The organism is Vibrio sp. 2096, assembly GCF_033339595.1.
GTDB classification, from domain to species: domain Bacteria; phylum Pseudomonadota; class Gammaproteobacteria; order Enterobacterales; family Vibrionaceae; genus Vibrio; species Vibrio alginolyticus.
The window spans coordinates 158,791-184,340 of sequence record NZ_JAWOUX010000008.1 but is presented as its reverse complement, the minus strand read 5'-3'; the positions used below and the strand labels follow the sequence as shown (position 1 = coordinate 184,340).

Below are 25,550 nucleotides of genomic sequence, written 5' to 3'. Positions count from 1 at the left end.
CTAAAACAGATTAAATACCGCCATTATGACAGAACACGAAAATACGAATGAAGTGCCACTCTCTATTGAAGCTGGCACATTACTGAAAAACAAACGTGAATCCTTGGGAATGAGCCAAAAGCAAGTTGCCGACCGCCTGAGGCTTCGCATTTCTGTGATTGAAGATATTGAAAATAACCGATTTGAATCTCAACAAGTCGCGACATTTACGCGTGGTTACTTACGCTCTTACGCTAAATTCGTAGGTCTTGATGAGAAGGTGGTTTTGACGGCGTTAGAGCAGACTGCCGATGCTCAGCCTCAAGAGCAAGAAATTGAAATGCAAAGCTTCTCTCGTAAAACAAAAGACGAGAAGCACAATAGCCGTATTATGCTCCTTACTTGGGTTATCGGGCTAGTCATTATTGGCATTTCAGCTGCATGGTGGTGGCAAAACCAACAAGAGAATAGCCTAACTAAGGAAGTAACGGATTCAAGTGTTGAAGCGCCGCAGCCCACTGCTCAAGAATTAGCTGATATCGATTTGATGACGGCTGAAGAGTTAATCGCAAGCACTCCTGAAGAAGTTGCTTCAACTAATGAAGGCGTTGCTGAATCGACTGAAGCATCCGTTGAGCAAGGGGCGGATCCTTTGCTGACTGAAACTGAAAATACAACAAGCGTAGATTCTGAAGAACCTGTTGCCGTGATTGAAGCGGCGGAAGAGGAACAGCCTGCGCCAGTAGTACCTGAAGGCATGACACTTCTTACTATGAAGTTTAAAGCGGACTGTTGGATTCAAGTAAAAGACACCAATGGTAAAACGCTGGTAAGTGGTACTCATAAGCCAGGACAAGATGTAGAACTTACCGGAAAAGCGCCATTTAAAGTGATATTAGGCGCACCGGAAGGGGTTACAATGACATTTGCAAGTGAACCTGTCGACCTTTCTGGGTATACTTCAGGCAAAGTAGCTAGATTCACTCTACCGTTATAAAAAATTATGCAACACGAATCTCCAATTATTCGTCGTAAATCGACGCGTATCTATGTGGGTGATGTGCCAATTGGTGATGGTGCGCCAATTGCAGTACAGTCAATGACTAACACTCGCACGACTGACGTAGAAGCGACAGTCGCTCAAATCCGAGCACTAGAAAAAGTCGGCGCAGATATCGTTCGAGTTTCTGTACCTACGATGGACGCAGCAGAAGCTTTCAAACTGATTAAACAGCAAGTTTCTGTACCATTAGTGGCTGATATTCATTTCGACTATCGTATCGCGCTGAAAGTTGCGGAGTACGGAGTTGACTGTTTACGTATCAACCCAGGTAACATCGGCAATGAAGAACGCATTCGCGCTGTTGTCGATTGCGCTCGCGATAAAAACATCCCGATCCGTATTGGTGTCAATGGTGGATCTTTGGAAAAAGACCTACAGATGAAATACGGTGAGCCAACGCCAGAAGCCTTGGTTGAATCGGCGATGCGTCACGTAGACCATCTCGATCGTCTTAACTTTGACCAATTTAAAGTTAGCGTGAAAGCTTCAGACGTTTTTCTTGCGGTGGATTCATATCGTCTGCTGGCGAAGAAAATCGATCAGCCTCTTCATTTAGGTATCACAGAGGCGGGTGGTGCTCGAGCTGGCGCTGTTAAGTCATCTGTTGGCTTAGGTATGCTGTTATCTGAAGGGATAGGCGATACGCTGCGTATCTCTTTGGCTGCCGATCCAGTTGAAGAAATCAAAGTCGGTTTTGACATCCTTAAATCTCTGCGCATTCGCTCTCGAGGCATCAACTTTATTGCGTGCCCAAGCTGCTCACGCCAAGAATTCGATGTGATTGGTACGGTGAATGCACTGGAGCAACGTTTAGAAGACATCATCACGCCAATGGATGTGTCTATCATCGGTTGTGTGGTAAACGGCCCTGGTGAAGCAGAAGTTTCTCACTTAGGTCTAGCAGGTAGTAACAAGAAGAGCGCATTCTACGAAGATGGTAAACGCCAGAAAGAGCGCTTTGATAACGATGACCTTGTGAATAAGCTAGAAGCTAAGATCCGTGCGAAAGCAGCTATGATGAATGGCGAAAACCGCATCGAAGTTAAAGTACAAGATTAATCTCAACGAGAATTACGGTAAGTATTGTGGCAAAAACAATTCAAGCAATTCGAGGCATGAACGATTGCCTCCCAACTCAGTCGCCACTGTGGCAAAAATTAGAAAACACAGTGAAAAATGTAATTAGCGCATACGGTTATAACGAAGTGCGCATGCCAATCGTTGAAGAAACAAACCTATTCAGCCGCGCTGTTGGTGAAGAAACAGACGTAGTTTCAAAAGAAATGTACACTTTTGATGACCGTAACGGCGACAGCCTAACACTTCGCCCAGAAGGTACGGCGGGTTGTGTACGTTCATGTATCCAAAACAGCCTGATCAACCGTGATGAACAGCGTCTGTGGTACATGGGGCCTATGTTCCGCCATGAACGTCCGCAGAAAGGTCGTTACCGTCAATTCCACCAGTGTGGTGTTGAGGTGTTTGGTCTAAATGGTCCAGATGTTGATGCAGAGCTTATCATGATGACGGCGCGTCTATGGCGTGAGCTAGGTATCAATGAGCATGTCCGTCTTGAGCTGAACTCTATCGGTTCTCAAGAAGACCGCGCAGACTACCGTACTGCACTGGTTGCATTCCTTGAGCAACATATTGATGTGCTAGATGAAGATTGTAAGCGTCGCATGCACACGAACCCATTGCGTGTTCTGGATACGAAGAACCCAGACGTTCAAGCTATTTTAGGTGATGCGCCTCGCCTTTCAGATTACTTGGGTGAAGAATCTAAAGCACACTTCGCAGGTCTATGTGAACTTTTAGACGCCGCAGGTATCAAATACACAGTTAACGAACGTCTAGTTCGTGGTCTGGATTACTACAATCGCACGGTATTTGAGTGGATCACTGAGAGCCTAGGTGCTCAAGGCACTGTATGTGGCGGTGGTCGTTACGATGGCCTTGTAGAGCAATTAGGTGGTAAACCAACACCAGCGGTTGGCTTTGCAATGGGCCTAGAGCGTCTAGTACTGATGCTAGAAACGTTGGAACTGACCGACGTTCGTCGCAGTGTTGACGTGTACGTAGTCACAGCGGGTGAAGGCACCATGATGGCAGGAATGAAGCTAGCAGAACAGCTTCGCGAGTCTGTTCCAGGCGTTCGTGTGATGAATCACTTCGGTGGCGGTAACTTCAAGAAACAGTTTAAACGCGCAGACAAAGTTGGTGCTGTTGTAGCATTGGTTCTGGGCGAAAACGAAGTTGCGGATAATACCGTAGTACTGAAAGACTTAGCTGGTGGTGAGCAAGAGACTTACAACCAAGCAGAAGTTGCAGAAAAGATCGCAGCACTGATTTAAGTCTTTTAGTAATCTAACAAAATTACATCCTAGTTCGTAAGCTAAGGCTCCCAAATGTGGAGCCTTTAAACGAAATAGGAACAATGGCAGCTAAGCTGCCATTTACATGTTTTAAGAGGACAGGAAGTGGAACTTTACGATACTGAAGAACAACAAGTTGAAGCCATTAAAGACTGGTGGAAGGAAAACGGCAAAGCCGTCATCATCGGTGCGGTTGTTGGTTTAGGTGGTCTATTCGGCTGGCGTTACTACCAGGATTCTGTGATTCAGGCGAGTGAAGCAGCTTCTCAAAGCTACACGACAGCAATGAATGCTTTGCAAGACAAAGGCACTGATGCTCAAGCTGACGTGAAAGCTTTCATTGAGTCAAATGAAGTAAAAGAATATTCAGTATTGGCTGCGCTACAACTTGCTAAAGCACAAGTTGAAGCTCAAGACCTTTCTGCTGCATTGGAGCAACTGAAGTGGGCGCAAAGCAACACTCAAGATGCTGCGTTGTTACCATTGATTAGTTACCGCATTGCGCGTATTGAGACGGAAATGGGTAACTTCGACGCTGCAACGGCAGAGCTAAGTAACGTCACTGATACAGCATGGACAGGTCGTATTGCTGAACTTCGTGGCGATATTGCGATTCGCCAAGGTGACAAAGATGCTGCGTACGCTGCGTATACTGAAGCTCAGCAAGCGGCAGATGCAAGCCCGACACTACAAATGAAATTGGACGATCTGGCGAAATAAGGACCGCATTGGATGAAAAGAGTCTTTAAGAAAGCCTTGCTAGGGGCGTTAACAATGGGAGTACTTGCCGGTTGTGCAGGTGAGAAAGACACCATTGTAATGGCGCCACTACCTCAGGTAGACAGTCAGTTTACAACCAGTAGTGAGTGGAGCACATCGGTTGGCGATGGTGTTGGTCATTACTTTTCAAAACTATCCCCTGTATTTGCGAATGATACATTGTTCGTGGCAAGTCGTGATGGCTTAGTAAAAGCGCTGGATCCTGAAAACGGTAAACAACGTTGGCAAACGGACCTAGAAGAAGATGTCATTGCTCGTCTCTCTGGTGGTATCACAGCGGCATACGGAAACCTTTACATTGGCTCTGAGAATGGTGAAGTCATCTCTCTTGACCAAGAAACAGGTGAAATTGTTTGGCGTGTAAAAGTTGGTGGTGAGGTACTGGCGAAGCCAGTTGCAGATTCAGGCCTTATTATCATCAATACTAGCCGAGGCATGTTGATTGCCCTTAATGAGAGTACAGGTGAGCAACGCTGGGCATTGAGTACAGAAGTGCCGAACTTAACTTTACGTGGCGACAGTACTCCGACTGCAATTGGCGGCGGTGTGTTTTGGGGAACGGCAAATGGCCGACTCGCAGCTGCTATCGTTGAGCGTGGTCAGTTGATTTGGCAACAGCCTGTTGGTACGCCAAAAGGCGCGACAGAAATTGATCGTTTGGTTGACGTTGATTCATCGCCAATTGTGCTAGGCGGTACTCTTTTCACCATTGGATACAATGGTCAACTTATCGCCATTGACTTGCGTTCAGCGAACCCGATTTGGAAGCGTAATTACTCATCTGCGACAGACATTTCTACAGATGGTAGTCGCATCTTTGTGATAACGGAAAAAGATCATGTTGTTGCCGTTGATTCACGAAGCGGGACTGAGTTGTGGGAAAACAGCTTGCTTGAGCACCGACAACTTACAGCGCCAGTTATTGTTGGCAATTATCTCGTTGTCGGTGACACGCTTGGTTACCTTCACTGGATGGATCGTTCAACGGGCGAATTTGTTGCGCAGCAGTTTGTCGATGATAGTGGCTTGGCAGTTGGCCCGACGTTATTGTCGGATGGTTATGTGATTACAACTCGCAACGGCGATGTAAAGAAACTAACCATTAACGAATAATATCGTGATATAATTCACATTCGGCTCCTGGCTGGTGACAGCTAGGAGCCGTTTTGTTGTTTGAATTTATTAACCCTGACGTGGTTATAGGTAAAAAGCTGGTTTGATTTGGCATCGAGCAAGTCGTTACCTATAACTACAGAAGAAAGATTATTGTAGAGGTTGTTATGGTACCTGTTGTAGCTCTAGTAGGGCGTCCGAACGTAGGTAAATCTACACTATTTAACCGATTGACTCGCACTCGTGACGCGTTGGTTGCGGACTTTCCAGGCCTAACGCGAGACCGTAAATATGGCCAGGCGAGACTTGGTGAAGAGCACGAATTCATTGTGATTGATACTGGTGGTATCGATGGCACAGAAGAAGGCGTGGAAACAAAGATGGCAGAACAGTCATTAGCCGCGATTGATGAGGCTGATGTTGTATTGTTCCTTGTTGACGGTCGTGCTGGTCTGACACCTTCAGATGAAGCAATTGCTGCGCATCTGCGTAAAATTGAAAAGCCAGCGATGCTGGTAGTAAACAAAATCGATGGTATTGATGCCGATGCGGCGTGTGCTGATTTTTGGCAGCTCGGCGTGGATGATATGTACCAGATTGCGGCTGCTCATGGCCGTGGTGTGACCGCTTTGCTTGAGCGTGCTTTATCTCCATTCTTTGATGATCTACTAACAAGTGAATCTGAAGAAGGTGAGATTGAAGACCTGACTGGATTCGAAGACGAAGAGCCTCTTGTTGAAGATTACACTGAAGAAGACGCAGAAGCTGAATTCAAACGCCTTCAAGAGCAGCCGATTAAGTTGGCGATCATCGGTCGTCCTAACGTAGGCAAATCGACACTGACTAACCGTATTCTGGGTGAAGAACGTGTGGTTGTATACGATATGCCTGGTACAACGCGCGATTCTATCTACATCCCGATGGAGCGTGATGGACGCGAATACGTACTAATTGACACCGCAGGTGTTCGTCGTCGTGGTCGTATCAATGAAACGGTTGAAAAGTTCTCTGTTGTTAAGACGCTGAAAGCGGTAGAAGATGCAAACGTCGTTCTACTGGTGATTGATGCTCGTGAAAATATTTCAGACCAAGACCTAAGCTTGCTTGGTTTTGCACTGAATGCTGGCCGCTCAATTGTCATCGCCGTTAACAAGTGGGATGGTCTAGACAGTGACGTGAAAGAAAGCGTGAAGAAAGAACTGGACCGCCGTCTAGGATTCGTCGACTTCGCGCGTATCCACTTTATCTCTGCGCTGCACGGTACTGGCGTTGGTCACTTGTTTGAATCTATCCAAGAAGCATATAACTCGGCGACAACGCGTGTGGGTACGTCAGTACTGACGCGTATCATGAAGATGGCTGTGGATGATCACCAACCGCCAATGGTTCGTGGTCGTCGTATCAAACTCAAATACGCACACGCAGGTGGTTACAACCCACCGATCGTTGTTATCCACGGTAACATGGTTCGTGAATTGCCAGATTCGTATAAACGTTATCTGATGAACTACTTCCGTAAGTCTCTGGAAATTATGGGAACACCGATTCGCATTAACTTCCACAACAGTGATAACCCATACGAGAACCGTACGAATAAGCTTACGCTATCACAAGAGCGTAAACGTAAGCGTATGATGTCGATGGTGAAAAACCGCAATAAATAATGAAATTCGAATACCCAAGTTTCTACTTGGGTATTTTTTTATCAAAAGTAATCGTAAAAATGACTATCACAGCAACAAAGACTCGTTTTTGTCATCAAACATGGCAATTAGAAGCACAAATACAGCTCGTTCAATATACGGAAGAAGTGACTTACGTTATTACAGATGTCACGCCGTTCCATCCTGTTAGTCACATATGGCCGGATCACCCTGCAGACAAAGGAACGTTGAAGGTGAATGGGGCTGAGCATGACGTAGTAGATTGCCAAGTTGGGGCAGTGGAGCAGGAAAGTGGTGCTCTGTATGTGGGTAGTGACATCCCTGTAAAGCGTGATGCTGAAGGTTGGGTGTTTGTCGTCGTGCATGTTTTATCACGTACGGAATCACTTGTTACTGATGATTTGGTGACATTGGCGGTAGATAAGGATTACCAACGCGCTTTGAGTCGAGGCCACACTGCAGGACACTTAGCGTATTTGGCGTTGAATAAAGTACTAGCGGAAGACTATTGGCGAAAAGACGCAGACCGCAAAGACCCACATGGTTATTATGACTTTAATAGCTATGCACAAGTTACGAGTTATGTTACTCCAGACAAGTGCCTCGATACGTACCGTTTAGGCAAAACACTCCGTAAAAGAGGATTAAACAGTGCAGATATGCTGAATGACCTCCAGGCGATTGCAAAAAAAGTGAATAGCCAACTTGTGGAATGGCTTCGACGAGATGCGATGATCACCATGGAATGCCACGGTGACAGATTAACGGATTCTCGCTATTGGAAGTGCGATTTAGGGGAAGGTCAATTAGCGGTAATCCCTTGTGGTGGAACGCATGCGAGCCATTTAAATGAGTTTGCTTTTATCCAAGTTAAACTCGTTAAGCTCGACGCTCAAACTATCGAAATGCACACCAATGTAAACACTGCTTTTTGAATAAGATCTTTTTATTAAACTCTGATTTTTCGTTTAATTAAATCTCTTTAAGGTTTTTTATTCTCTTTTAAATTGGAATGCAGAATATGTAACTTATGCTTTCGGTGTGTGGTTATATAAATATTCTTTTAAGGGGTGATCGCTGATCAAGGAGTAAATATCAGACGATCAGTATAAGATCCTACGTATCAAGTATGGTTAACGCCTCGTGAAACTTGTTGGGGCGGTGATGAAGATCAACATACTTGTTCGTTATTTTGAGTAGCATGCGTTACTCGAAATTGCTTAGTTTAGAGAGAGGAACGGGATATGCAGCAGAACATTTGCCCGACTTGCAATGTCGAACTGGAATGGACAGGACAATACCATTGTGCACAGTGTGAATCGGATTTTAAAAAAGTAGGTTTTTGCCCTGATTGTGAGGCGGAGCTGGAGAAGCTGCAAGCATGCGGTGCTGCGAGTTACTTTTGTAATGTGTGTAATGAACTCAAATCAAAATCACGTGTCCGATTTGAGTTCCAGAAAGTCAGTTAACCAGAGTTTGTATTCAGTTAACGGTAGAACGAACGTCGCCTTCGGCTAACCGGGTAATCAATACATCTCCCGACTTTACATCTGAAGATTGCGTAATTACTTTACCTTGCTCAGTTTGAGTAATTGAGTAACCTCGTTTCAATGTCGCTAGTGGGCTGACGGTGTCTAACTTCTCTGCAGCAATCGCGAGTTGATGGCGCATAGTCAGTAATTTGCGATCCATTGCATCCATGAGCTTTTGCTCAACACGTTCTAGCTTCGACTTCTGCTCGGCAAGGCGTGTTACAGGAGAATTTAATTGCAGCCGATAATGTTGACGCTCGATTCGCTGTTGACGCAAGGCAATAAAACGACTCATCGCTCGCTGTAAGCGCATGTCCAACTCATCTAACTGTTGCGTCTGACGTTGCAAGCGATAGCTTGGGTGCTGTCTCTCTAGACGGTGCACTAATTGAGCAGATTGCTGCTTTTGTTGTGCTAGGTAGTAACGCATCGCGCTCGCTAACTTATGCTGGCGGGTAACTAAAGCTTGATCTTTGTGGCTGTTATCACGGCTTACTAGCTCAGCGGCTGCTGATGGAGTAGGCGCGCGTACGTCGGCGACAAAATCAGCTATTGTCACGTCAACTTCATGTCCAACGGCGCTAATAATAGGAATTTGGCTTGCTGCAATCGTGCGAGCTAATATCTCGTTGTTAAAGCACCATAAGTCTTCTAATGAACCACCACCTCGGCCCACAATTAGCACATCACATTCATCACGGCTGTTAGCGCGACCAATGGCTTGTGCAATTTGAATGGCTGCGTCCTCACCTTGTACCACTGTCGGATAAATCACAACAGGTAGGGAAGGATCACGACGTTTCAATACGTCTAAGATATCGTAAAGCGCGGCACCAGTTTTCGATGTGATGACGCCAACACGTTTAGGGTGCTCAGGCAAAGATTGCTTATTGATTTGCGCGAACAACCCTTCTGCTGCAAGCTTCATTTTCAGCTCTTCAAACTCTTGCTGAAGTCGGCCGTCACCTTCCGGTTGCATGCTTTCGATGATCAATTGGTAGTCACCGCGAGGCTCATAAAGAGAAAGACGAGCTTTTACTAGGACTTGATTACCGTTAGCGGGCTTGAAAGTAACGCGGCGATTGTTACCACGAAACATGGCACATTTAACTTGAGCGCGAGAGTCTTTAAGAGTGAGGTACCAGTGACCAGAGACAGGAGCTGAAAAGTTGGATATCTCTCCGACGAGCCAAACGATCCCCATTTCGTTTTCAAGGAGTAAACGAACTTCTGCGTTGAGACGAGAAACAGTAAAGATGTTTTGATTGGTCTTGGAGAGCACAGCTAATCTCTTAGACGTGAGTATGGAAATTAGCGGCAATATAATACATAGCAAGGGGGTAATTGCAAGAAAAAAATTAAAAAATTTGTGGTCAAGCGATTGCGTTAACCGTATAATCCCTCCGCAATATCTAATCCAAATGTAGCTTGTTGCTAACACAGGTTACCCTCATTATGCGAAACGATGAGATTGGATTGTTCTTTTTACTCCTCTAATTGTGAGATATTGCAAATGCTAAGAATTGCCAAAGAAGCGCTGACATTCGATGACGTACTACTTGTGCCAGCACACTCCACCGTTCTCCCAAACACAGCTGATCTTCGCACTCAGCTAACTAAGAACATCACCCTAAACATCCCAATGATTTCAGCGTCTATGGACACTGTTACTGAAGCTCGTCTAGCGATTGCGCTAGCGCAAGAGGGTGGCATTGGCTTTATCCACAAGAACATGTCTATTGATCAGCAGGCAGCCGAAGTTCGTAAAGTTAAGAAGTTCGAAGCTGGTATGGTGACTGACGCGGTTACTGTAAACCCTGACGCGACCATCGCTGATGTTGTTGCACTCACTGAAAAACATGGTTTTGCAGGTTTCCCTGTTGTCACTGAGAGCAATGAGCTTGTTGGTATTATCACTGGTCGTGACGTTCGTTTTGTGACGGACCTTTCTAAGAAAGTATCTTCAGTAATGACGCCAAAAGAGAAGTTGGCAGCAGTTAAAGAAGGTGCAACACGAGAAGAAGTGCAAGAGAAAATGCACGAAGCTCGTGTAGAGAAAGTATTGGTTGTGAATGATGAGTTCCAACTAACCGGTATGATTACTGCGAAAGACTTCCACAAAGCAGAACGTAAACCAAACGCATGTAAAGATGAGCGTGGTCGCCTACGTGTTGGCGCAGCCGTTGGTGCTGGCGCTGGTAACGAAGAGCGTGTTGCTGCTCTAGTTGAAGCAGGCGTTGACATTCTACTTATCGACTCTTCACACGGACATTCTGAAGGTGTACTAAACCGCATCCGCGAAACTCGCGCTGCTTACCCAGATCTAGACATCATCGGTGGTAACGTAGCAACAGGTGCTGGTGCTAAAGCACTAATCGAAGCTGGCGTAAGCGCAGTGAAAGTTGGTATCGGCCCTGGTTCTATCTGTACAACTCGTATTGTAACGGGTGTGGGAGTTCCACAAATCACTGCAATCGCAGATGCGGCAGAAGTGGCTAATGATTATGGTATTCCGGTTATTGCTGATGGTGGTATCCGTTTCTCAGGTGATATCTGTAAAGCAATCGTAGCTGGCGCATCATGTGTGATGGTTGGTTCTATGTTTGCTGGTACTGAAGAAGCGCCGGGTGAAGTGATTCTATACAATGGCCGTTCTTACAAGTCTTACCGCGGCATGGGTTCTCTTGGTGCTATGTCTCAAGGTTCTTCTGATCGTTACTTCCAGTCTGACAACGCAGCGGACAAGCTAGTACCAGAAGGCATTGAAGGTCGTATCGCATACAAAGGCCGTCTAAAAGAGATCGTACACCAACAAATGGGTGGTCTACGTTCAAGCATGGGTCTAACTGGTTCTGCAACTATCGAAGATATGCGTACGAAAGCTGAATTTGTACGTATCTCTGGTGCAGGTATGCAAGAGTCTCATGTACACGATGTTCAAATTACTAAGGAAGCGCCGAACTACCGTCTAGGGAACTAATTACCTAACGGAAACGTTTGCTTTTTCCTTGAAGCATTAAGAAGAGGCGAGTACACTCGCCTCGGTTTTAATCACTTAGCCTTAAAAAGACTGCTCAAAATGACTAAAAATATCCATGACCAACGTATTCTGATCTTGGACTTCGGTTCTCAGTACACTCAATTAGTAGCACGCCGCGTACGTGAAATCGGCGTTTACTGTGAACTATGGAGCTGGGATGTAGAAGAAGCGGATATTCGCGAATTCAACCCAGATGGCATTATCCTATCTGGCGGTCCAGAAAGCGTAACGGAAGAGAACTCTCCACGCGCGCCTCAATATGTGTTTGATTCTGGTGTTCCTTTGCTTGGCGTATGTTACGGCATGCAAACCATGGCGGAACAGTTAGGAGGCAAAGTAGCGGGCTCTAACGAACGTGAGTTTGGCTACGCTCAGGTTAAAGTTTCTGGTGAATGTGCTCTATTTAAAGACCTTGAAGCAACTCAAGACGTTTGGATGAGCCATGGCGACAAAGTAGTAGAGATCCCAGCCGATTTCGTAAAAGTTGGTGAGACAGACACTTGTCCTTACGCTGCGATGGCGAACGAAGAGAAGAAATACTACGGTGTTCAGTTCCACCCAGAAGTGACACACACAAAAGGTGGCCTACAAATGCTTGAGAACTTTGTTCTTGGCGTATGTGGCTGTGAGCGTCTATGGACTTCGGAATCTATCATCGAAGACGCGGTTGCTCGCATTAAAGAGCAAGTGGGTGACGACGAAGTTATCCTAGGTCTATCTGGTGGTGTTGATTCATCGGTAGTTGCGATGCTGGTTCACCGCGCAATCGGCGACAAGCTAACGTGTGTATTTGTTGATAACGGTCTACTTCGTCTAAACGAAGGTCAACAAGTAATGGATATGTTCGGCGACCAATTTGGTTTGAACATCATCAAGGTTGACGCTGAAGAACGCTTCCTAAAAGCACTTGAAGGCAAGTCTGACCCAGAAGAGAAGCGTAAGACTATCGGTCACGTATTCGTAGATGTATTCGATGAAGAGTCTAAGAAGCTGAAAAACGCGAAATGGCTAGCTCAAGGTACGATTTATCCTGATGTAATCGAGTCAGCTGCATCTAAGACTGGTAAAGCGCACGTGATCAAATCGCACCACAACGTGGGCGGTCTTCCAGATGACATGGAAATGGGTCTTGTTGAGCCACTACGTGAGTTGTTCAAAGATGAAGTTCGTAAGATTGGTCTAGAATTAGGCCTGCCTTACAACATGCTTTACCGCCACCCATTCCCGGGTCCTGGTCTAGGTGTTCGTGTTCTTGGTGAAATCAAGAAAGAGTACTGTGACTTGCTACGCCGTGCTGATGCTATCTTTATTGAAGAGCTTCACGCAGCTGATCTATACAACAAAGTATCTCAAGCGTTCACGGTATTCCTACCAGTACGTTCTGTTGGTGTAATGGGCGATGGCCGTAAGTACGATTGGGTTGTGTCTCTACGTGCGGTAGAAACCATCGACTTTATGACGGCACACTGGGCGCACCTACCATACGACTTCCTAGGTAAGGTATCTAACCGTATTATCAACGAAGTTGATGGCATTTCTCGTGTTGTTTACGACATTTCAGGTAAGCCACCAGCGACTATCGAGTGGGAATAATTTTCCTCTAGACAGTTGAGTTTATAAGAACCAGCCTTCGGGCTGGTTTTTTTGTACTTCAAGTTTGTGAAGAGGTGGTTCAACTTTTTTGTGAGAGATATATACATGCGGTTAAATTAAATATATATTCATTTTGGTTGTTTAATTATCATAAATGGTATTGCTATGGAACAGGCTGACGTTACCTCTCTCATTCCCATCCTTATTACTCTTTTCCTCGCGCTGACCACAAGAAATGTCGTTGTTGGTTTATTCGCGGGTGTGGTGAGTGGTGTCGCTATGCTTGAAGGGACATTTGTCGAAAAAGGGCCACTAGACTCGTTTAGTGCATTGATGAAAAGCTATCTACTGCCGCAATTAACTGACAGCTACAATGCGGGCGTCATTTTGCTCTTGGTCTTTATTGGTGGCTTTGTTGCCTTGATGGAGAAATCTGGCGGTGGTGTGGCGTTTGCTAAAAAGGTTACTCAATGGGTTGCGAGTAAATGCCAAGCTCAACTGTCCGCATGGTTCGGTGGTGTGGTTATTTTCTTCTCAGACCTTGGTACACCACTGATTGTTGGCCCTGTTTTTCGCCCTTTATTTGATAAGTTAAAAGTATCACGCCAAAAATTAGCTTTTATTATCGACTCTACTTCCTCTCCCGTCGCAATCTTGATCCCTTTTATCGGATGGGGCGTTTACATCATGGGATTGATTCAAAAAGAGTTTACTGCCCTGAATGTCAGTATGAGTGATTGGGATGCTTTCATTGGCGCGATCCCGTATCAGTTTTACGCCTTTCTTGCGATCGCGATTGTGCCGATTGTCTCTTTCTTCAAATTAGATTTCGGACCGATGGCGAAGGCTGAGCAGTTAGCAGAACAGGGCTCCGACTTTGGGAAAGTACAGGAGTCTATGAATGTGTTTACGCATAAAAATGCAAAATCCAGTTTTGTATGGGCGCCTTTGCTCGTTATGCTGGTGGTTCTATGTACCATCCTCGTGCCACACGGTTTTCCATTTCAAAAAGTGGCAGGATCAACGTTTAGGGCTGCACTTTCTTCTGCATATTTCTTCGCGGCCTTCACTTTAATTGCGCTGATGGCGTTTTATGGCGTAAGAAAGCTTTCGGATGGTATTCAGGTTTATCTGAAAGGGATGTCAAACATGATGTCAGTGGCGGTGATTCTGGTATTGGCTTGGGCGCTTAGCTCGGTTGGGAAAGAATTAGGTGCAGCTGCATACATTGCTGAACAAGCTCAAGCCGGTTTCCCTTACTGGTTATTGCCAGCGGTTGCGTTTTTGCTTGCTGGTGTTATCTCATTCGCTACGGGATCATCTTGGGGGACGTTCGCCATCATGATGCCATTAGTAATCCCAACTGCCGTTGCGATTGATGCACCACTGTTGGTTTGTATTGGTGCGGTATTATCTGGTGGCTTGTTTGGCGATCACTGTTCTCCCATCTCTGAAACTACGATTTTGTCGTCGACAGGAGCGGGGTGTGAACAGTATGAGCACTTCCGTACACAATTACCTTACGCATTACTCAATGGAATGATCGCATTGGGGTGTTTTCTTTTAGCTGGAATCAACGCCTCACCAGTGATTGTGCTTGCCGCAATTATTTCTCAGTGTGTGGTTTATTTTGTGCTGTCTAAACAAAAGTCAACCGCGAAGCTAGAGGTGGTTTCGGCAGAACAATAAAGAGAGAAACATCACAAAGCGGAGGCTCACAGGGTCTCCGCTTTTCTTTTGAGTCAAGGTAACATTTTTCTTGTGACAAAATGTGTGTGAGGACCTATTTATTCATTTTGTCTCGCAGAATCAACGTACTTGGCTCGGTGTTTCGTATATATGATCCACTATATGTCTAGTTATTCCTCGTATATTGTATTGTTGAAATCCGGAGACTAGACATGTTTGCACTCAAACATCTTCCTCTTGCATTGAGTTGTGTCTTAGCAGCACAAGTGAATGCGAGTATGAATATTCAGCCCGATCCGCAAAATCCGAATGGTTATGTTATTGCTCGTGGTGACGTTCAAGCCGTAGAGCAAAGCAAAACTTCTGACCCTATGTATGCCATTTGGTCACAAGCATTAGAGACGCGCCCGAACTCAGTGGTGGAGGCGATTGTTCCAGGAGCGGCAACCAATCCAGAAAACGTGAAGCGTGTAGAGCGTGTGTTCCCTGAAAGTGAGTGGGACTTCCTGACTCAAATGGCGGCACCTGAATACACTTACACGCGTTTCCTACGTGCAATTGGTAAGTTCCCTGCATTCTGTGGTGAGTACACGGATGGTCGAGATTCGGATGCGATTTGTAAAAAATCGATCGTGACAGCCTTTGCTCACTTTGCGCAGGAAACTGGTGGTCATATTTCGATTGATAACGTATCGGATAACCCTCTTGGATTGGAAGAGTGGCAGCAAGCTTTGGTTCATGTGCGTGAAATGGGCTGGTCAGAAGGTCAAGAAGGTTACACGACCGGTTGTGGTCAGAATAACTGGCAAAATAAGCGTTGGCCATGTGAACCAGGACAAGGTTACTTTGGACGTGGTGCTAAACAGCTTTCTTACCATTTTAACTATGGCGCGTTCTCTGAAGTGATGTTTGATGGTGATGCATCTGTATTGCTAAAAAATCCAGGCTTGGTTGCGGATTCATGGCTGAACTTGGCATCGGCTATCTGGTTCTTCCTAACTCCACAAGCACCGAAACCTGCAATGCTACATGTGATTGACCGTACTTGGGTGCCTTCACAGCGTGAGCTTGATGCTGGCATTGGTTACGGCTTTGGTACCACCATCAACGTGATCAATGGTGGTATTGAGTGTGGTGAGCAAAACAAGGATAAAGGTCAACCTGTTAACCGTATTCGCTATTGGGAAGGACTTGCCGCTCATTATCAAATTCCAATTGAAGCCGATGAGACCAATACCTGTTGGCAGCAGACGCCTTACGGCAGTCTGAACCTAAATGGTGCGACAGACGTGCTTTACACCAACTGGGATGGTAACTGGAAATACTACTCAGATCGTCCTGGAGGCCACTCTTTTGAATGTGAACTTGTTGGTTTCCAAACAGCTTACTCTGCGCTAGTTGCAGGTGATTATGAGAAATGTGTAACTAACTTCTACCAATCTCATGCGGGTTGGCCAGAAGTTCGTGTAGTTGACAAGTTAGACCCAGTGGATCCGGTCGATCCGCCTGTAGGTGGTGTGGCAGCTTGGGATTCTGGCAAAGTATATAACACGGGTGATCAAGTCTCTTACCAAGGTGCTGTTTACGAAGCGAAATGGTGGTCACAAGGTAATGAGCCAACGAAAGGAGACCCGTGGAAGCTGGTTTCAGGCACTCCTACAGAGCCGCCTACAACGGAACCTGAACCACCGGTGACTGAGCCAGAGCCGCCCGTCACAGAACCTGAGCCGCCAGTAACCGAGCCAGAACCACCAGTGACAGGCAATTTTATTCAGTGGGAGCCGGGTGTAACGCAAGTCGCTAACGGCGATAAAGTGACGTACCAAAACAAATGTTTTGTTGCGAAAAATGGCCCAGGAGTGTGGGAAAGCCCAACGCAAAGCAACTGGTTCTGGGACGAGATTTCTTGTCAGTGATCGAGTAAAAAACAACCTAACTATCTATAAAGACTCTGCTTTTTTGCAGGGTCTTTTTTTATATATGTAGTGGTTTATTTGTGGAATCTAAGTTTTCAATAACAGCTTTTCTCTTTTGTTCTGCAGCCCATTAAAATTCGCGCGCATTTTTTATCAACATTTTTGAAAAAAGGTATTTGTACATGTCGACAAAACTGGCTAACCCAGCACCGCTAGGTCTAATGGGTTTCGGTATGACCACTATTCTGCTCAATATTCATAATGCAGGATTTTTCCCAATTGACTCTATGATCCTAGCGATGGGCATCTTTTACGGTGGCCTTAGCCAAGTAATCGTTGGCATCATGTGCTTTAAACGCGGTGATACATTCGGCACAACTGCGTTTACTTCTTACGGTCTATTTTGGCTAACATTGGTTGGTCTAATCGTAATGCCTCACATGGGTCTTCCTGCAAGCCCTGCAAGCTTTATGGGTTGGTACCTAGCGCTTTGGGGCATCTTCACTGGTTTCATGTTCATTGGTTCTCTATGTTACCCAACAGCGAAGCAAGTGGTATTTGGCTCTCTAACTATCCTGTTCTTCTTGCTTGCTGCTCGTGATTTCACTGGTAGCGAAGTGATCGGTGCTATCGCTGGCTTCGAGGGTATCTTCTGTGGCGCAAGTGCAATTTACTTCGCAATGGCACAAGTACTGAACAACGAATTTGGTCGTGAAGTGTTACCTGTAGGTAAAGCAAAAATCGCTCGTAAAGTTGAAGCGGTTATCGCCTAAGCTGCTACTCATAATGAAGAAAGGGGGATTAACCATTGGTTAATCCCCCTTTTTTATGTCCTCAATCGGACCACTGCTTTTTCTTATTTATGTGATAACGCTATGTTGATGGTTGCTCAACAGTTTCTGCGCTATTGCTGTCTGCCGTTGGTGCTTTACCCGTTTTACGTCGGTACTTATCTTCCCAGTAATCTGCGCCTTTAATGCCCAGTGCAACAGGGTTAAATGTAAAATCGGTCACACCACGTTTTTGTTGCTCTTCGTAGTCGTTCAGTGCTTTGAGTGCAGGCTTCGACATAAAGAAGATGATCAAAATACCGATGATGTTTAGCCACGCCATCAGTCCTACGCCTACATCACCCATCGCCCATGCTAAGTTGGCGGTTTTCACGGTTCCGTAGAACACGGATGAAATAATGATGACTTTCAGAATAAACATCAGTCCATTTACTTTGAACGTACGACGAATGTAAGCAATGTTCGTTTCTGCAATGTAGTAGTAAGCCAGAATGGTCGTAAACGCGAAGAAGAATAGAGCGATTGCGATGAATGGTTTACCCACGCCAGGTAGTGCGCTTTCGATCGCCATCTGTGTAAACACAGGACCATTTGCACCAATATCCGCTGGTAGGTTTTGAACCAGGAATGTACCTTCAATCGCACCATTTACGTTGTACGCGCCAGTGATAAGAATCATGAACGCGGTTGCTGAACACACAAGTAGTGTATCGATGTAAATAGAGAAAGATTGAACAAGACCTTGCTGAGCTGGGTGATCAACACTCGCTGCTGCTGCTGCGTGAGGACCAGTACCTTGACCTGCTTCGTTGGAGTAGACACCACGTTTTACACCCCAGCCGATTGCTGCACCAACGCCTGCCATTGGTGTGAATGCGTCACCAATGATCATGCCGAAAATGCGTGGAACCTCACCAATGTTTAGAAGGATGATGACAAACGCAGTAATGATGTAAGCTAACGCCATAAATGGCACAACGACTTGGGTAAAGTTCGCGATACGCTTTACGCCACCAAAAATGATGAAAGCCAAAATGACACAAACAACCGTACCAGTGAAAATTTTAGCAAAACTGAAGGTACCAATAGCGGTTTCAATCATGTCACCTGAGCCAAATGCGGCTTCTACTGCGTTACCGATACTGTTCGATTGAACGCCAGGAAGTAGAACACCACAAGCAAAGATGGTCGCGATAGCAAAGATCCAAGCGTACCATTTTTGTCCCATTGCTTTCTCAATATAGTAAGCAGGGCCACCACGGAACTCGCCTTCGTCTTCTTCTTTATAAATTTGTGCAAGTGTTGATTCTGCGTATGCGGTTGCAGCGCCAAAGAAGGCTACGACCCACATCCAGAATACGGCGCCTGGGCCACCGAAACCGATAGCAGCAGCAACACCAGCAATGTTACCTGTACCTACACGGCCAGACAGTGAAACGGCAAGTGCCTGAAATGATGATATCCCTTTTGTTGAACTCTTCCCTGAAAGTAATAAGCGCCACATCTCAAAGAAGTGACGAATTTGTACAAAACGCGTCATGATTGAATAGAACAAACCTGCGCCAAGGCACAAATAGATCAGTACCGGGCTCCAAATAATTCCATTCAGAAAATCAACTAATGACTGCATGAGTATTTTCCCTGTTAGTTGTGTTTGTGGTTGTTTTTCACACAATACATTACCCTTTATGTAATGCAATTGTTAACTTTTTTAGCTACAAATCCTTTGTAGCGTGATGATGAACACAGAATGGAGAGTAGTTGTTAAAATTTGGTTCTTGTTGCTTATTTGCTCCTTTTAGGTAGAAGATTTGCTTGATGATTAATTATGCAGCACATTGTCATTTAAATGTGCTGCGATTTTGATGAGTTAAAAATGCCAGTGGTTATGCATTTTGTGGAGTAAGTGTCTGCCTGTTTTTTGTTCAGTCATGTCCTCAGGCGTAACGACAAAGGTTAAGCTCCGCATTATCCATCACTTTTGTTTTTTCACCTTTCATTACGCTTGCTAGCAATTGACCTGAACCACAAGCCATCGTCCAGCCCAGAGTTCCGTGTCCGGTGTTAGTAAAAAGGTTATCGTATTTAGTCGCGCCGATAATTGGTGTGCCATCAGGCGTCATTGGCCTAAAGCCGCTCCAAAACTCAGCTTGGCTGAAGTCACCACAACGAGGAAAAAGATCACGGATGACCATTTCGATGGTGTTTTTGCGCTTTTGTGGAAGGGAAGCATCAAACCCTGCTAATTCTGCGGTGCCAGCTACGCGAATTCTGTCATCAAATCGAGTCATAGCGACTTTATAGGTTTCATCCATCACAGTAGATCGAGGAGAGAAGTGTTCATCTTCCATCGGGATGGTGAGTGAATAGCCTTTGACAGGGTAGACCGGAATATCAATATCGAGTTGCTTGAGTAGCGCTGTAGAGTAGCTGCCAGAGGCTACCACATATTGGTCTGCTTTAAATTGTCCTCGGTTCGTTTGGACACCTATGATCTTTTTGCCTACTGTAACCCAATTGCTTACTTCAGTATCGAACTCAAATCGGACACCGTGTGCCTTAGCAAGCTCCGTTAGTTGTTGGCAAAATTGATGGCAATCGCCCGTTTCGTCATCAGGTAGATGCAAGCCACCAACCAGTTTGTCTTTCACAAGTGCAAGCCCTGGCTCTTGTTCAATACATTGTTCGACGTCCATTAGCTTAAATCGGGTTCCGCTTTGTTCAAGGAGCTGCATGTCCTTTTCAATAGTTTGCAGCTGTTGATGTGTTCGGAATACTTGCAAGGTACCAAACTGACGCCCTTGATACTCAATGGCGTGTTCTTGGCGTAACTGTTCTAAGCAAATACGGCTGTGGTTAGCGATCGAAAGCATGCGAGCCTTGTTAACTTGATAGCGAGGTAGGGTGCAGTTCGCGACCATTTTACTCGCCCAGCGGATCATGTCGGCATTCAGAGTGGGTTTGATTTTAAGTGGAGCATGCTCCTCCATTAACCACTTAATGGCTTTAACAGGAACACCAGGCGCAGCCCAAGGCGAAGAATAGCCATACGAGATCTGCCCGGCATTGGCGAAGCTCGTTTCCATGGCACTGCTTGGTTGGCGGTCAATGACGGTAACTTGATAGCCTGCTTGAGATAAATACCAAGCAGAGGTTAAGCCGATAACGCCGCTGCCTAATACGATGACTTCCATTGATGCACTCCACACATTTATCAGAGTGCTCAGTTTCTTTTCTTTACCTTTTGTTAACAATCGATATAAATTACACACAGCGTTTAGAAAAACTATAGGCTCAAGGATGAAAAGTAATCTGATAAGTGGCTTATGTCTATTTAGCCAAGTCGCGGAGTACAACAGCTTTACTGGTGCTGCAAGACATTTACACCTCACCACTGGTGCCATAAGCCAACAAATTATTCATTTGGAAGCGTTATTAGGTTTTACTTTATTTGAACGCCACTCTCGCGGTATTCGTTTAACCGTAAAAGGCACTCAGTTACACCAAGCGACGCAGTTTCACTTTTCGGAACTGAGCAAATTGCTTGATGAGCTCAAAGTAGAAAAGCAAACCAATGAAATTCGTTTGAAGTTGACGCCTTCTTTTGCTTTCAAATGGTTAGTCCCAAAGCTCGAAAGCTTCCATCATGATAATCCGGATATCCAAGTACAAATCTTTGCGGAAGGTGCGCTGGTAAATAGTGAGATAAAAGACTATGACGTCGCAATTGACTATGGTCTTCATCCTTATAGAAATGCTAACGCGGAGCTGATTTTGGATGAGCATCTGCTGCCGGTGATGAGTCCAAAATACCTTGAAGATCATGGCTGGCTAAAAACGTTGTTTGGTGAACAAAAAACCTCAATGCCAGTGAAGCAATGGCAAGAGGCGACGCTACTACACGATGCGATGCCATGGGAAAAAGCGACGCGTGACTATGAGTGGCTATATTGGGCGTCAGCGATGGGGTTGGATTTTAAAACCGATATCGGACACTTTTTTAATCGAACGGATATGGCGATGTCTGCAGCCGAAGCAGGCGTTGGGATTGCGATGGCACGAATGGCACTGATTGAGGATGAATTGACGACAGAGCGTTTGGTTTCTCCATTCAAACCGATTCCTGCCAATGCAGGGTATTACTTGATCATGAACACACGTACGAATGCGACAGAAACGTTTCGTCACTGGTTACTTGGACAGTTGAATTAGCGTTTTATCTCTGTGATTCATCCCTACGTTATTTGTTGAAAAATTGGGCAATATAAGTTTTAAGCAAGGTAAGTGCTTTGCTTGCCGCTATTTGAGTGATGAAAGACAGGGAAGAACATGAAAGACGAAACGCTATCCATCCATTTTGGTTACGAAACTGACCCTACCACTAAATCTGTCGCGACGCCGATTTATCAAACAGTCGCGTACGAGTTTGACAACGCGCAGCACGGCGCTGATCTGTTTAACTTGGAAGTGCCGGGGAATATCTACACTCGCATCATGAATCCGACTAACGATGTTCTGGAAAAACGCATGGCGGCGTTAGAAGGCGGCATTGCTGGATTGGTCGTGAGTGCGGGGAGTGCAGCGATTAACTATGCGATTCTGACGTTAGCGCAAGCGGGCGATAACATCGTTTCTACGCCGCAACTTTATGGCGGTACTTATACCTTGTTTGCGCACATGCTCCCAAATCAAGGTATTCAGGTGAAGTTTGCTAAAGATGACAAGCCAGAAAGTTTGGCCGAGTTAATTGATGAAAATACCAAAGCGGTGTACTGCGAGAGCATTGGGAACCCTGCGGGTAATATCATCGATTTAGAACGTGTGGCGGAGCTTGCTCATGCACAAGGCGTACCTGTGATTGTGGATAACACCGTCGCGACGCCAGTGCTGTGCAAACCCATCGAGTTCGGTGCGGATATCGTAGTTCACTCTCTCACTAAATACGTTGGTGGGCATGGCACCACATTAGGTGGCGTGATTGTGGATTCCGGTAAATTCCCTTGGGCACAGCACAAAGACCGCTTTCCTGTTTTCAACCAACCAGAACCTTCTTACCACGGCGTGGTGTATACCGAAGCGTTTGGTGAGGCGGCATTTATCGGGCGTGCGCGTACCGTACCACTGCGTAATACCGGAGCCGCATTATCACCGATGAATGCATTTATGCTTATGCAAGGGCTAGAAACGTTACCGCTGCGTATGGAGCGCCATACCGAGAACACACTCAAAGTGGCTGAATTCTTGGAACAGAATGACAAAGTCAGTTGGGTAAGTTATGCCGGATTGCCAAGTTCTGAACACTTCCATCTCGCCGAAAAATACATGAAAGGTAAGCCTTCTGCGATTTTGTCGTTTGGTTTAAAAGATGGTTATGACGCTGGTGTGCGTTTTTATGATGCTTTGAAAATCTTTAAGCGTTTGGTGAACATTGGCGATGCAAAATCATTGGCTTGTCATCCTGCATCGACGACTCATCGTCAATTGAGCGAAGCAGAACAAAAACAAGCTGGTGTGTCTCCAGAGATGATTCGTTTATCGGTGGGTATTGAACATATTGACGATATTCTAGCCGATTTAGAACAGGCACTAAACGCGTAAACGATTCTGTTTTTAGCTTTGGGTTACCCATAGGCCAGCCTTTAAAAAAGCTGGCCTATTTTTATTTTATTGTTTAAATATCAAGGGTTTTGGTGTTTTTGGTTTGTGGCATTCCAAAAGCTCATAGAGGGTGAGATTTATTCTCTTGTCACGTTTGGGTTTGTTCCTGATGATGTGTGCAAGTATTACACATTGGAAGGGACTCAAATGTCTTACGTATTTCACCGTCATTGCCATGCCACGCTACCAATCATCGATAGAGGTGAAGGTGTTTATCTATTCGATAAGCATGGAAAGCAGTATCTCGATGCTTGTGGTGGTGCTGCGGTATCAAACCTTGGCCACAGTCATCACGCCGTTAAAAAAGCCATGTTGGAACAGATCGAGCGAGTGTCATTTGCTCATACTGGATTTTTTACTAGTGACAACAGTGAGCGCCTAGCAGAATTGATTTGTCAGCACATGCCTGAACAGTTCAACCATGTGTATTTAGTCAGTGGAGGATCAGAAGCGGTGGAGTCGGCACTAAAAATGGCGCGGCAGTATTTTGTGGAATCAGGTAAGCCAGAGAAGAAGCAATTCATTGCGCGTCAGCAAAGTTATCACGGCAATACGTTGGGAGCTCTGGCGGTCGGTGGTAATGAATGGCGACGTGAACCGTTCAAACCTATCTTGCATCCGAGTCATCACATTGCCCCTTGCTATGCTTATCGTTGTCAGCAGAGTCATGAGTCGGAATTGGATTACTCATTGCGAGCGGCGAATGAACTAGAGGCAAAAATTCTTGAGTTGGGGGCTGAGAATGTCATGGCTTTTGTCGCTGAGCCCATTGTGGGAGCCACCGCTGGAGCTGTGCCTGCGACTCAAGGTTACTTCAAACGTATTCGCGAAATATGCGACCAATACGATGTGTTATTGATCTTGGATGAAGTCATGTGTGGCGTTGGACGCAGTGGTAGTTTTTTTGCATTTGAGCAAGAAGAGGCAGAGCCCGATCTGGTGTGTATGGCTAAAGGGCTTGGTGCGGGTTATCAACCTATTGGCGCGGTGGTTGCGAATGATCGAGTCTACCAAGCTATTGCCGGTGGAAGCGGTTTTTTCCAACATGGCCATACCTTTATGGCGCACCCTGTGGCGTGCGCTGCTGCCGTGGCAACCATTCAAACCATCTTCCAAGATGATTTATTAACGGCGGTGAATCAGCAAAGTGCTTTGCTGCGTAATGAGCTTACTTCTGAATTGGCCCATTTACCGTACATTGGCGACATTCGTGGTAAAGGCTTATTTTTTGGCATTGAGCTGGTGGCGGATAAAGAAAGCAAGGCGCCTCTGAGTAAAGCCACATTGGCAGACAAACGCATCAAACAGCAAGCAATGGAAAATGGCTTAATGTGCTACCCAATGGGCGGAACGATTGATGGCGTTAATGGGCACCATATCTTGCTTGCACCGCCATTCATTATTCAGCCTCACCATATTGATGAGCTAGTTGGCAAACTCTCATTAACGCTAAAAGAGGTAGCGAAGGAATGGAATTAGAAAATCGATGTATACGAGAGCCTATCGCTATTATCGTGGCCCCAAACGGTGCAAGAAAAACTAAGCACGATCACGCCAGCTTACCCATGACAAAAGACGAACTGGTTGCAGAGGCTATCGCTTGTCAAACGGCAGGGGCTGCCATGATCCATTTACATGCTAGAGACGCCAACGGACGTCATTCATTAGACATCGACGACAACATGGCAATTTACTATGCCGTGAAAGAAGCGGTGGGACAAAACATGATGGTACAGCTCACCACAGAGGCGGTGGGCTTGTATTCTCCGCCACAACAGATGGCGTTAGTTAAAGCTGTGAAACCAGAAGCGGCTTCTTTCGCATTGAGGGAGTTAATCCCTGATCGAGCAAGTGAGAAAGAAGGGTATGCCTTTTTCCATTGGGTGGCAGAAAACAACATCGTGAGCCAAATTATTCTCTACGATGCAACCGACATTGAACGTTATTTCCAACTGCGTGATGCGGGCGTGTTACCTAAAACGTATCAGCATGCATTAGTGGTGTTAGGGCGTTATCACCAAGCTCAACAGTCTTCGCCATGGGATTTACGAGGTTTGAATTTGGCGCATTTTGTCGAGGAAGAAATTCGATGTGCCATTTGTGCTTTTGGCGCGCGAGAGCAAGACTGTTTAGCGAGTGCGATGTTACTTGGATTCGATGTGAGAGTGGGGTTTGAGAATAACCACGTCGATGTGGCAGGCGAATTAGCAATCAGTAACGCGGCTCAGGTGGAAGCTCTACGCGATGTGGCGCATCGCTTTGCGATTCCTTTACACAGTGCGCAAAGTTTGCGTTCAGCTTTGAAGTAAATCTGCTCGCGGAAAAGAAAAAAAGAAGAAAGGAAAGTAAAAAGGCTC

General features: G+C 45.7%; 20 protein-coding genes. 17 read left to right on the top strand and 3 right to left on the bottom strand.

Annotated elements, in window-relative coordinates:
• Positions 1 to 25 precede the first annotated feature (25 nt).
• The 8 genes from rodZ (at position 26) to R7Q41_RS16285 (ending at position 8,443) form a co-directional block, all read left to right on the top strand.
• Positions 26 to 976 (top strand): cytoskeleton protein RodZ, encoded by a 951-nt coding sequence (rodZ, locus tag R7Q41_RS16320; protein WP_005381700.1) that lies wholly within the window; start codon positions 26 to 28, stop codon positions 974 to 976.
• Between the two features lie 6 nt (positions 977 to 982).
• A complete protein-coding gene (gene ispG, locus R7Q41_RS16315) occupies positions 983 to 2,101 on the top strand; it encodes a flavodoxin-dependent (E)-4-hydroxy-3-methylbut-2-enyl-diphosphate synthase (RefSeq protein WP_005381699.1) in 1,119 nt (372 codons plus the stop codon).
• A gap of 26 nt (positions 2,102 to 2,127) precedes the next feature.
• A complete protein-coding gene (hisS, locus tag R7Q41_RS16310) occupies positions 2,128 to 3,396 on the top strand; it encodes a histidine--tRNA ligase (protein WP_005381698.1) in 1,269 nt (422 codons plus the stop codon).
• Positions 3,397 to 3,522: 126 nt separating this feature from the next.
• A complete protein-coding gene (locus R7Q41_RS16305; protein WP_005381697.1) occupies positions 3,523 to 4,137 on the top strand; it encodes a YfgM family protein in 615 nt (204 codons plus the stop codon).
• 12 nt (positions 4,138 to 4,149) lie between these two features.
• Positions 4,150 to 5,310: an outer membrane protein assembly factor BamB gene (bamB, locus tag R7Q41_RS16300; RefSeq protein WP_005381696.1), complete on the top strand. Its 1,161-nt coding sequence runs from the start codon at positions 4,150 to 4,152 to the stop codon at positions 5,308 to 5,310.
• 167 nt (positions 5,311 to 5,477) lie between these two features.
• Positions 5,478 to 6,974, top strand: a complete 1,497-nt coding sequence (gene der, locus R7Q41_RS16295) for a ribosome biogenesis GTPase Der (protein WP_017820569.1) — start codon at positions 5,478 to 5,480, stop codon at positions 6,972 to 6,974.
• Between the two features lie 59 nt (positions 6,975 to 7,033).
• Positions 7,034 to 7,909: a metal-dependent hydrolase gene (locus tag R7Q41_RS16290; RefSeq protein ID WP_025768864.1), complete on the top strand. Its 876-nt coding sequence runs from the start codon at positions 7,034 to 7,036 to the stop codon at positions 7,907 to 7,909.
• A gap of 309 nt (positions 7,910 to 8,218) precedes the next feature.
• Entirely contained in the window at positions 8,219 to 8,443 is a 225-nt protein-coding gene (locus R7Q41_RS16285) for a zinc ribbon domain-containing protein (RefSeq protein ID WP_005381691.1), read from the top strand.
• 13 nt (positions 8,444 to 8,456) lie between these two features.
• Here the strand turns inward: R7Q41_RS16285 and xseA are convergent, their stop codons facing one another.
• The gene (gene xseA / locus R7Q41_RS16280; RefSeq protein ID WP_017633909.1) at positions 8,457 to 9,788 is read right to left on the bottom strand and encodes an exodeoxyribonuclease VII large subunit; all 1,332 of its coding nucleotides are present in this window, start codon (positions 9,786 to 9,788) and stop codon (positions 8,457 to 8,459) included.
• A gap of 231 nt (positions 9,789 to 10,019) precedes the next feature.
• Here xseA and guaB point away from each other — a divergent pair, with 231 nt between their 5' ends.
• From guaB to R7Q41_RS16255, 5 genes are all read left to right on the top strand, one after another.
• Complete coding sequence (gene guaB, locus R7Q41_RS16275; protein WP_258616887.1) at positions 10,020 to 11,486, top strand: IMP dehydrogenase; 1,467 nt, start codon at positions 10,020 to 10,022, stop codon at positions 11,484 to 11,486.
• A gap of 99 nt (positions 11,487 to 11,585) precedes the next feature.
• Positions 11,586 to 13,139, top strand: coding sequence for a glutamine-hydrolyzing GMP synthase (guaA, locus tag R7Q41_RS16270; protein ID WP_005381685.1), 1,554 nt, complete (start codon positions 11,586 to 11,588; stop codon positions 13,137 to 13,139).
• A 165-nt stretch (positions 13,140 to 13,304) separates the two neighbouring features.
• Positions 13,305 to 14,828, top strand: coding sequence for a Na+/H+ antiporter NhaC family protein (locus tag R7Q41_RS16265; protein ID WP_054730033.1), 1,524 nt, complete (start codon positions 13,305 to 13,307; stop codon positions 14,826 to 14,828).
• Between the two features lie 212 nt (positions 14,829 to 15,040).
• Entirely contained in the window at positions 15,041 to 16,744 is a 1,704-nt protein-coding gene (locus R7Q41_RS16260) for a chitinase (protein ID WP_258647244.1), read from the top strand.
• Positions 16,745 to 16,926: 182 nt separating this feature from the next.
• Entirely contained in the window at positions 16,927 to 17,517 is a 591-nt protein-coding gene (locus R7Q41_RS16255; protein WP_005381682.1) for an acetate uptake transporter, read from the top strand.
• A gap of 100 nt (positions 17,518 to 17,617) precedes the next feature.
• Here the strand turns inward: R7Q41_RS16255 and R7Q41_RS16250 are convergent, their stop codons facing one another.
• Both R7Q41_RS16250 and R7Q41_RS16245 read right to left on the bottom strand, forming a co-directional pair.
• Positions 17,618 to 19,165: an alanine/glycine:cation symporter family protein gene (locus R7Q41_RS16250; protein WP_005381681.1), complete on the bottom strand. Its 1,548-nt coding sequence runs from the start codon at positions 19,163 to 19,165 to the stop codon at positions 17,618 to 17,620.
• 307 nt (positions 19,166 to 19,472) lie between these two features.
• Complete coding sequence (locus R7Q41_RS16245) at positions 19,473 to 20,729, bottom strand: D-amino acid dehydrogenase (protein WP_104975882.1); 1,257 nt, start codon at positions 20,727 to 20,729, stop codon at positions 19,473 to 19,475.
• Between the two features lie 106 nt (positions 20,730 to 20,835).
• On the opposite strand from R7Q41_RS16245, the gene R7Q41_RS16240 reads away from it, so the two are divergent.
• From R7Q41_RS16240 to R7Q41_RS16225, 4 genes are all read left to right on the top strand, one after another.
• A complete protein-coding gene (locus R7Q41_RS16240; RefSeq protein WP_206958384.1) occupies positions 20,836 to 21,747 on the top strand; it encodes a LysR substrate-binding domain-containing protein in 912 nt (303 codons plus the stop codon).
• Positions 21,748 to 21,864: 117 nt separating this feature from the next.
• Positions 21,865 to 23,133: an O-acetylhomoserine aminocarboxypropyltransferase/cysteine synthase family protein gene (locus R7Q41_RS16235; protein ID WP_005381677.1), complete on the top strand. Its 1,269-nt coding sequence runs from the start codon at positions 21,865 to 21,867 to the stop codon at positions 23,131 to 23,133.
• A gap of 207 nt (positions 23,134 to 23,340) precedes the next feature.
• A complete protein-coding gene (locus R7Q41_RS16230) occupies positions 23,341 to 24,672 on the top strand; it encodes an aspartate aminotransferase family protein (RefSeq protein WP_318109027.1) in 1,332 nt (443 codons plus the stop codon).
• Positions 24,663 to 25,502, top strand: a complete 840-nt coding sequence (locus R7Q41_RS16225) for a 3-keto-5-aminohexanoate cleavage protein (protein WP_053302975.1) — start codon at positions 24,663 to 24,665, stop codon at positions 25,500 to 25,502. Before R7Q41_RS16230 ends, R7Q41_RS16225 begins: the two co-directional genes overlap by 10 nt.
• Positions 25,503 to 25,550 lie beyond the last annotated feature (48 nt).

Coding starts and splice junctions, on each gene's coding strand:
- R7Q41_RS16285 (WP_005381691.1), top strand. CDS start 8,219: ATGCAGCAGAACATTTGCCCGACTTGCAATGTCGAACTGGAATGGACA.
- guaB (WP_258616887.1), top strand. CDS start 10,020: ATGCTAAGAATTGCCAAAGAAGCGCTGACATTCGATGACGTACTACTT.
- R7Q41_RS16235 (WP_005381677.1), top strand. CDS start 21,865: ATGAAAGACGAAACGCTATCCATCCATTTTGGTTACGAAACTGACCCT.
- ispG (WP_005381699.1), top strand. CDS start 983: ATGCAACACGAATCTCCAATTATTCGTCGTAAATCGACGCGTATCTAT.
- R7Q41_RS16260 (WP_258647244.1), top strand. CDS start 15,041: ATGTTTGCACTCAAACATCTTCCTCTTGCATTGAGTTGTGTCTTAGCA.
- R7Q41_RS16255 (WP_005381682.1), top strand. CDS start 16,927: ATGTCGACAAAACTGGCTAACCCAGCACCGCTAGGTCTAATGGGTTTC.
- R7Q41_RS16245 (WP_104975882.1), bottom strand. CDS start 20,729: ATGGAAGTCATCGTATTAGGCAGCGGCGTTATCGGCTTAACCTCTGCT.
- R7Q41_RS16250 (WP_005381681.1), bottom strand. CDS start 19,165: ATGCAGTCATTAGTTGATTTTCTGAATGGAATTATTTGGAGCCCGGTA.
- der (WP_017820569.1), top strand. CDS start 5,478: ATGGTACCTGTTGTAGCTCTAGTAGGGCGTCCGAACGTAGGTAAATCT.
- bamB (WP_005381696.1), top strand. CDS start 4,150: ATGAAAAGAGTCTTTAAGAAAGCCTTGCTAGGGGCGTTAACAATGGGA.
- R7Q41_RS16225 (WP_053302975.1), top strand. CDS start 24,663: ATGGAATTAGAAAATCGATGTATACGAGAGCCTATCGCTATTATCGTG.
- R7Q41_RS16265 (WP_054730033.1), top strand. CDS start 13,305: ATGGAACAGGCTGACGTTACCTCTCTCATTCCCATCCTTATTACTCTT.
- R7Q41_RS16230 (WP_318109027.1), top strand. CDS start 23,341: ATGTCTTACGTATTTCACCGTCATTGCCATGCCACGCTACCAATCATC.
- R7Q41_RS16290 (WP_025768864.1), top strand. CDS start 7,034: ATGACTATCACAGCAACAAAGACTCGTTTTTGTCATCAAACATGGCAA.
- R7Q41_RS16240 (WP_206958384.1), top strand. CDS start 20,836: ATGAAAAGTAATCTGATAAGTGGCTTATGTCTATTTAGCCAAGTCGCG.
- guaA (WP_005381685.1), top strand. CDS start 11,586: ATGACTAAAAATATCCATGACCAACGTATTCTGATCTTGGACTTCGGT.
- rodZ (WP_005381700.1), top strand. CDS start 26: ATGACAGAACACGAAAATACGAATGAAGTGCCACTCTCTATTGAAGCT.